General features: G+C 63.6%; 6 protein-coding genes. 4 read left to right on the forward strand and 2 right to left on the reverse strand.

Annotated elements, in window-relative coordinates; all coding sequences use genetic code 11:
* On the reverse strand, positions 1 to 731 hold a 731-nt coding region (locus ABI213_RS00160), incomplete at its 3' end, for an NADP-dependent isocitrate dehydrogenase (RefSeq protein WP_348025600.1).
* A 227-nt stretch (positions 732 to 958) separates the two neighbouring features.
* Positions 959 to 1,360, reverse strand: coding sequence for a nuclear transport factor 2 family protein (locus tag ABI213_RS00165; protein WP_348008647.1), 402 nt, complete (start codon positions 1,358 to 1,360; stop codon positions 959 to 961).
* Between the two features lie 190 nt (positions 1,361 to 1,550).
* On the opposite strand from ABI213_RS00165, the gene ABI213_RS00170 reads away from it, so the two are divergent.
* From ABI213_RS00170 to ABI213_RS00185, 4 genes are all read left to right on the forward strand, one after another.
* Positions 1,551 to 2,453, forward strand: a complete 903-nt coding sequence (locus tag ABI213_RS00170) for a LysR substrate-binding domain-containing protein (RefSeq protein WP_348008646.1) — start codon at positions 1,551 to 1,553, stop codon at positions 2,451 to 2,453.
* A gap of 281 nt (positions 2,454 to 2,734) precedes the next feature.
* A complete protein-coding gene (locus tag ABI213_RS00175) occupies positions 2,735 to 3,211 on the forward strand; it encodes a hypothetical protein (protein ID WP_348008645.1) in 477 nt (158 codons plus the stop codon).
* A gap of 319 nt (positions 3,212 to 3,530) precedes the next feature.
* Positions 3,531 to 6,023, forward strand: a complete 2,493-nt coding sequence (locus ABI213_RS00180) for a hypothetical protein (protein WP_348025602.1) — start codon at positions 3,531 to 3,533, stop codon at positions 6,021 to 6,023.
* A 4-nt stretch (positions 6,024 to 6,027) separates the two neighbouring features.
* A partial coding sequence (locus ABI213_RS00185; RefSeq protein ID WP_348025604.1) for a GMC family oxidoreductase N-terminal domain-containing protein occupies positions 6,028 to 7,064 on the forward strand: 1,037 nt, incomplete at its 3' end.

Genomic DNA, 7,064 nt, shown 5'->3' on the forward strand with positions numbered 1-7,064 from the left:
TCTTCAATTTCTTTTTCGTAGAACTCGACCAGCGCCTTCTTGCTCATGAACATGCTGTCGATGATCTCGCGGTCCAGCAGGGCCACCTTGGGCTTGAGAACAATGGTTTTTCCGCTCTTAGTGATCAACTCCATCTTCACGTCGCGGGCCTTGTCCAGCGTCAGGGACTTTTCGCCGTGGTAGAAGTCGCCGCTATGCATGTGCGACACATGGCTGCGCGATGCCTGGCTCCATTCGGCCATGGAATGCGGATTTTTACGGGCGTAGTTTTTGACGGCCAGGGGCGCGCGGCGGTCCGAGTTGCCTTCGCGCAGCACGGGGTTCACCGCGCTGCCGGTGCACTTGGAATAGCGCGCGCGGATGGCCTTGTCTTCGTCGGTCTTCGGGTCTTCGGGGAAGTCGGGCAGCGCATAGCCCTTGCCTTGCAGTTCCTTGATGCAGGCCTGCAGTTGGCCCACCGAGGCGCTGATGTTGGGTAGCTTGATGATGTTGGTGTCGGGCAGCAGGGTCAGGCGGCCCAGCTCGACCAGGGTGGCGGGCACTTTTTGCGCGTCGCTCAGGCATTCCGGAAACTCGGCCAGCACACGGGCGGCCACCGAAATGTCGGCACTGACCACGTCGATACCGGCTTGGCTGGTGAAGGCCTTGACGATAGGCAGCAGGGAATGGGTCGCCAGCATAGGCGCTTCGTCCGTGAGCGTGTAGATGATTTTGGATTTTCCGGCAACCATGGTTCGTCCTCTAGTGCATTTAACAAATGTATGAGCCGCTCGCAGCGGTTAAGCGGAGTCGCTTGCGCGACCGCCACATCCCAACAGTCTACTTGAGGGTGCGCGCCCTTCACGCCATGCCAGCCGCCGGTAGCACAGAAATATGCCATCAAATATGCATTTAACGCATACAAACTATGCGCAACGAGCTACATATTCAATAGCGCGTAAACCTGCGTGTAAAACCGTCAAGCGTACTTGTCACCCACCTCGGCGCGGATGGGATGGGTGTCGTAAACGATGGTCATGCGCGCGATGCGGCCCTCGGGGTCGAAGTCAAACACGTCCGCGCAGTCGAAATGCACCATGCTGCCGTCCTTCAGCTGCCAGTGGTAGATGAAATAGCCCACCGCCCGGGCCGCCCCCTGCGCGCTGACCAGGATGTCCAGCGTCTCGATACGGCTCTGGCCGGAGGCATCGCGCACCTTGGTGAAAAACGGATGCGGCGACATCCAACCCAAAAAGGGCGAAAACACCTGCGCGTCGGCGCTAAAGAGTGCGCTCAACGCCTCTACGTCGCCGCGCTCCAGGTGGGCCAGGTACTGGGCAACCGTGTCGACGTAGGGGCTGTTCAAAGTGGATGGGGCCATATGGACTTCTTTCGGATGGTGCTGCAAAACCTGGGTACGCAGCATGCGGCCCAGTCTGCCCAAACGCTGCCATTCCATGCAAAATAGGAATGCTACGGCGTTGGGTCTGGCGGAATTTTAGGAAGCACGTCCGCTTTAATCCAACGAAAGATTCGCCGAAATCACATGCGTTCAACGCATGACTTACACCATGCCCTCCGAACTCCCACCGCTGTATGCCTTGCAGGCTTTTCTCACCGCTGCCCAGCTGGGCAGCTTTACCCGCGCGGCCACGGCCTTGCACCTGACGCAAAGCGCGGTCAGCAGACAGATCCTGTTGCTGGAAGACTTTTACGGCTGCCCGCTGTTTGTGCGGCAAGCCAAGGGCCTGGCGCTCAGCGCCGAAGGCAAGCAACTGCTGCCGGCCGTGCACGAGGCCTTCAACACCCTCAAGCAGGCCACGGCGCAACTGGCACAGGCCCGCGGCGTGTTGACGCTGCAGCTGCCGCCCACCTTCGCCTCGCGCTGGTTTCTGCCGCTGCTGCCCAAGCTGCGGCAGGCCCTGCCCGACCTGGAGGTGCGCATGGCCACGCACTGGGGCGACGCGCCAGACTTCAGCAGCCCCGGGGTGGACGCCATCGTGGCCCATGGGCGCGGCGGCTGGCCGCAGCTGACCGAGGTGCCGTTGATGCAAGAAAAGCTGACGCCGATGTGCGCCCCCGCCCTGCTGCCGCAGCTGCAAAGCCCCGGCGACCTGGTGCGCTATCCGCTGCTGCATCCTGACCCACGGCTGCGCGAATGGGCCCTGTGGCTGCAGGCGGTTGGGGTGCCCGTCCCTGCGCCAGGCCAAGGCCAGGTGTTTGACACGCTGGACATGGCGCTTTCCGCCGCCACCCGGGGCCTGGGCGTGGCGATTGCCGACCCGGCCCTGCTGCGCGACAGCCTGGACGACGGCGTACTGGCCATGCCGTTTGCGCAGCAAGTGCCCAGCGGCATGGCTTACTTTTTGACCTACCCCACCCACCGCGCGGGGCAGCGCAAGCTGCAGGCCTTCCAGGCATGGCTGCTGGCGCAACTCCACCCGCCGCACGCAAACGCTAAGCAGCCCGTGTAGGCACTTGGAACATGATGCCCCCCTAAACCGGCTTTACCTCCGAGAAACACGGGCCAATTCAGCGCTATTTTTTATATAAAAAATAGGCCGTTACCGCAGATGCATTGAGCGCAAGCAGCTATTTTTTCAATAGCGACTACGGCCACACATACCACGGCACGGTCTTGGGGTTTTAAGCGTCGCCTAAGTCTGCAGCGCAAAGATTTCGCCATACCCAAGCAGTGCCAGGTGCGGCGCACTGCAATTCCTCGCCGCACCAACTTTGAGGATTGGAGAAACCAATGACATTTTCAACACTGAAGCACTCCACACAGCGCCTGCGGCGCACGGCCCTGGCCGTCGGCTTGACCGCGCTGGCCCTGGGCGTAACCCACCTGCATGCCGAAACCGCGCTGCCACCGGTACACCACAGCGGGTCAGTGCAGTACCTCAGCGGCGGCGTCGGCGACGGTGAAGCCAGCGCCATCCAAGGTGCCAGCAAGCAATGGCCGCTGACGCTGGAGTTCGCCATCAAAACCGCCCACGGCGCCGAATACGCGGCCGACGTTGCGGTACAGGTGCTAAACGCCCATGGCCAGACCGCGCTGGACACCCGGGCCCAGGGTCCATTCCTGTTGGCCAAACTGGCCCCAGGCGCCTACACCGTAGAAGCCACCTTGGGCGGCAAGACCCTGCACCAGCAAGTCGTGGTGAAGGCCGGCCAGCCCGCCAAGGCCGTGATGGTCTGGCCCGCTGGCACCGACAAAACGCCGGCCTGATCGCTGCCGACACGCCACAGCCACTCCGCGCCAGGGCCGGCCGGAGTGGCTTTTTGCAGGGCGCACCCGCCCGAACACGCGCCCACCAGCCCCACCTGCTTTTGTCCACCTTATGAGGGATGCTGCCTAGCCTATCTGCGCATAGACTGCCCCCGCGCTTACCAGAACTTTACTTTTTGGCAAAGAAGGCGCAATGTTTAGAACATGTGCATTTGGCAACTAATGGGCAAAAACTGCTTTTTTTGATGCCGCGGTGCCCGGTATTTTCTGTTTGGGTAAACGGGAGATGGCAATGGCATGGAATGGTTGGAAAAAAACGATGTCCTGGCCCATGGCGCTGGGTCTGGCGTTGGCGCTGCTATTGGCGGCCTGCAGCAAAGGCCCCGAACCCGGCACCGTTCTGGACGAAGCCCTACTGGCCGGGCGCGATGGCAAAAGCTTCCCCCACGCCACCGAGGACTACTTCCACGACATGGACGGTGCCGTGGCCCTGTCGCCCGAAGAAATCACCGGTCGCAATATGTGGCTGGTCTGGACCGGTGGCAACGACCGCATGTGGGACCGGCTGACCAACTACACCTTTGGCGCTTTCGACTTGCTGAAGATGGTCAGTTCCCACCCCAGCCAGGGCTATTCGCGCAGCAACCGCTGGGACTACCTGGGCCTGGTGAACGAACCCTGCTTCGACAAGGCCGCCGGCCCCGACCCCCAGCACCAAAACCTGTGGCTGGACCAGCGCAGCAAGGACTGCGCAGCCGACCCGTTTGAGAACGCCAGCAAATACCCAGGCGTGGCCGCAGGCGCGCGTGGCAAGCCGCTGCCCGTGGGCTCGTTCTACGGCGAGGCCACCGGCATCCTGGGCCTGCGCCTGTTCCCCAACCCCGCGTTTGACGAAAAAGCCGCCAAGGAATGGGATGCCGAGAAGTACTACAGCGACCCCAAGTACTACAACCGGCAAGACCTGGTACGGCCCTACCGCGTGGGCATGTCCTGCGGTTTCTGCCATGTGGGGCCCAGCCCGGTGAACCCGCCGGACGACCCGACCCACCCGAAGTTTGCCAACCTTAGCTCGTCCGTGGGCGCGCAGTACATGTGGGTGGACCGGCTGTTCATCCACAACGCCAACAAGCCCGAGGGGCAGAAGAACTACATGTTCCAGCTGGCCCACACCTTCCGCCCTGGGGCCATGGACACCTCGCTGATATCCACCGACAGCATCAACAACCCGCGCACCATGAACGCGGTGTACGACTTTGCCTCGCGCATGGGCCTGGCCAAAAACCTGTGGCATGAAAAGCTGACCGGTGGCGAGCGCGACAACAAGCAGTTCAACGACTTCTTCACCAGCGGCCCGCTGACCGAGTTCTACGACAAAGCCAGCGGCACCACGCGCACACCGCATGTGCTGAAAGACGGCGCCGACTCGGTCGGTCTGCTGGGCGCGCTGAACCGGGTGTACCTGAACATCGGCCTGTTCAGCGAGGAATGGCTGCTGCACTTCAACCCGGTGGTGGGCGGTAAAACTATCACGCCGATCCCGATCGCAGTGGCGCAAAAGAACTCGGGCTACTGGCAGGCCACCGAGGCCGGCACACCCAATACCGCGCTGTTCTTCCTGAAAGCCGCGCAGCCCGACCATCTGAAAGATGCCCCCGGCGGCAGTGCCTACCTGGCCGAAGACACGACCACCGTAGAGCGCGGCAAAGAAGTGTTTGCCGATACCTGCGCCCGCTGCCACTCCAGCAAGGCCCCCACCCCACCCGCCGACTTGGCGCTGGACCCGGACCAATGCGCCGGCCCGGGCTACCTGGCCTGCTTCAAGCGCTACTGGGGCTGGACGCAGACCGACGGCTACAAAACCCAGATGCGCCAGATCGTGCAGGCGCCCGACTTTTTGCAGGGCAACTACCTGTCTACCGAGGCACGCATCCCCTCCACCCTGCTGCGCACCAATGTCTGCAGCCCGCTGGCCACCAATGCCCTGGGCGGCAATATCTGGAACGACTTTTCGTCCACCTCGTACAAGCAACTGCCGTCGGTGGGCACGGTCACATTGAACGACCCGTTCACCGGCGACCTGGTGGCCTACGCCATGCCGGCGGGCGGGCGCGGCTATACGCGGGTGCCGTCGCTGATCAGCATCTGGTCCACCGGGCCGTTTTTACTGAACAACAGCCTGGGGCCGTTTGAATCGAGCCCGTCGGTGGCCAGCCGCATGAAGGTGTTTGATGCCTCCATCGCGCAACTGCTGTGGCCCGAGAAGCGCGAACACGACAGCCTGCTGGGCAACAAGGTGCCCGGCACCATAGACCGCACCACCCAGCGCAGCGAGGTCGTCATTCCCGACGGCTTCATGCCCGACGCGCTACAGCCGCTGCAAGGCATGCTGCACCGCTGGTTCCCCAAGCTGGTCGGCTCGGGCAGCGACGTGGTGCTGGGCCCGATCCCCAAGGGCATGCCGGTGAACCTGATCGCCAACCTCAAGCTGCGCAGCGAAAGCGACGACCTGGGCGACAAAGCCGCCCAAGTACGCGATGTGACCGAGATGGTGCTCAAACTCAAAGCCGACCTGCTGACCGCCCCCGACAACGCGACGGACGAACAGCTGCGCGACAAGTTTGCCAACCTGCGCGCGCCCATGCTGCGCCTGAGCAAATGCCCGGACTTTGTGATCAACCGCGGCCACTATTTCGGTACTGCAGCGTTCAACCAGCAAGACGGCCTGAGCGCGGATGAAAAGAGCTTCGGCACCGAACCCGTGCTGAGCGACGACGACAAGCACGCGCTGGTCGCCTTCCTGAAGACCTTCTAAACCCATGCCCATTGCCGAAAGCCAGCCATGGGACACCATCATCGTGGGAACAGGCGCAGGCGGTGGCACTCTGGCGGCGCGGCTGGTGGAGGCGGGCCAGCGCGTCTGCGTGCTGGAGGCGGGTGGCGACCCGCGCCTGGAGAAGGAGTCCGGGACAGTGCCACGCCTGCCCGACGACTACGATGTGCCCGGCTTCCACGCCTTTGCCTGTGAAAACGAAGCCATGGCCTGGAACTTCCAAGTCCGCCACTACGCCGACGAAGCGCGGCAGGCGCGCGACCCCAAATACAGCGCCGCCCGCCAAGGCGTGCTGTACCCGCGTGCCGCCGGGCTGGGCGGCTGCACCGCGCACAACGCCATGATCTTCATGCGCCCGCACGACTCCGACTGGGACCACATCGCCAACCTGACCGGCGATGCAAGCTGGCGTGCCCACCGCATGCAGCGCTACTTCGCCCGGCTGGAAGCCTGCCAGCACCGCCCCATTTGGCGCGCCCTGCAGCGCCTGGGGCTGGACCCCAGCGGCCACGGCTGGCATGGCTGGCTGCACACCGAGCGCTCGGTGCCGCCCGAAGCCCTGGAAGACGCGCAGCTGGTGGATATGCTGGCCCGCACTGCGCGCAACTTTACCCACGGCCTGCCGACTCCGCTGCGCAGTCTGTTGCGCTGGTTGCGCGTGCGCGGTGACCCCAACGCCCGGCCCTGGGGCCGCGGCAGCTTTGAGGGTCTGTGCTACACGCCGATGTCTACCGCCAACCACAGCCGCATCGGCGCGCGCGAGCGCCTGCTGCAAGTGCGCGAAAAGCACCCCGACCGCCTGCACATCGAGCTGCACGCCCTGGCCACCCGCGTGCTGTTCAATGCCGAGGGCGCAGCCTGCGGGGTCGAATACCGCAAAGGTGCGCGCCTGTACCGGGCCCATCCCGCCCCCAGCGCCGCGGCGGGTGACACCCGGCAGGTGCAGGCCAAACCCGACGGGGGCGAGGTCATTCTGTGCGGCGGTGCCTTCAACACCCCGCAGTTGCTGATGCTCTCCGGCAT

Source organism: Rhodoferax sp. (genome assembly GCF_039922535.1).
GTDB lineage: Bacteria > Pseudomonadota > Gammaproteobacteria > Burkholderiales > Burkholderiaceae_C > Rhodoferax_B.

What these genes read in the sequence shown, in the direction of transcription:
- ABI213_RS00165 (WP_348008647.1), bottom strand. Translation starts at nt 1,360, where the DNA reads ATGGCCCCATCCACTTTGAACAGCCCCTACGTCGACACGGTTGCCCAG.
- ABI213_RS00170 (WP_348008646.1), top strand. Translation starts at nt 1,551, where the DNA reads ATGCCCTCCGAACTCCCACCGCTGTATGCCTTGCAGGCTTTTCTCACC.
- ABI213_RS00175 (WP_348008645.1), top strand. Translation starts at nt 2,735, where the DNA reads ATGACATTTTCAACACTGAAGCACTCCACACAGCGCCTGCGGCGCACG.
- ABI213_RS00180 (WP_348025602.1), top strand. Translation starts at nt 3,531, where the DNA reads ATGTCCTGGCCCATGGCGCTGGGTCTGGCGTTGGCGCTGCTATTGGCG.